The following is a 538-nucleotide window of genomic DNA, read 5'->3' as shown; positions in this document are numbered from 1 at the left end:
TACTGGCTCATTTTTTGACCGCCGTTTCCGGCGGCCGTGTTTACAGATTGGTTGTTTTTGACTTGCTCCGGCAGATTTCCGGCAACTGATCTGACCATGGAAGCAGTTTCTCGATAAAGCTGTAATCCGTATCATCCTGATGGTCTTTCAGAACTGTCAGTACATGGTCCAGATAACGGAACGGATTCAGGTTATTCGCCTTTGCTGTTTCCGTTATGCTGTAGATGATCGCACTGGATTTCGCACCATCGATACTGTCGATCAGTTTCCACGCATGTTTATGCAGGCAGAAGCTGCGGAGCGCTCCTTCTGTTACGTTGTTGTCAAGTGGAACTTCCCCATCATTCAGGAACACTTTTAGTGCCTCTTCCTGATTGATACAGTAGTTGATCCCTTCCAGTGTTTTTCCTTTGGGAAGACGATTGGAAGATTGAATCTCTTTTACCCACGCAAAGAAAGCCTCCACCAGAGGTTTGACTGTGATCTGCCGCTGTTTCTTTCGGTCATCCGGTTCCAAAGCAGCCAACTGATTGTCCAG

At 47.2% G+C, this 538-nt stretch carries 1 protein-coding gene; it reads right to left on the bottom strand.

The genetic code is table 11. The features are described from left to right. Window positions 1–40: 40 nt before the first annotated feature. On the bottom strand, window positions 41–538 hold a 498-nt coding region (locus BKD12_RS16135; protein WP_141736969.1), incomplete at its 5' end, for an IS66 family transposase.

Source organism: Merdimonas faecis, assembly GCF_001754075.1.
Lineage (GTDB): Bacteria > Bacillota > Clostridia > Lachnospirales > Lachnospiraceae > Merdimonas > Merdimonas faecis.
Note: the sequence above shows the minus strand (reverse complement) of the source record. Positions and strands in the feature narration are given on the sequence as shown.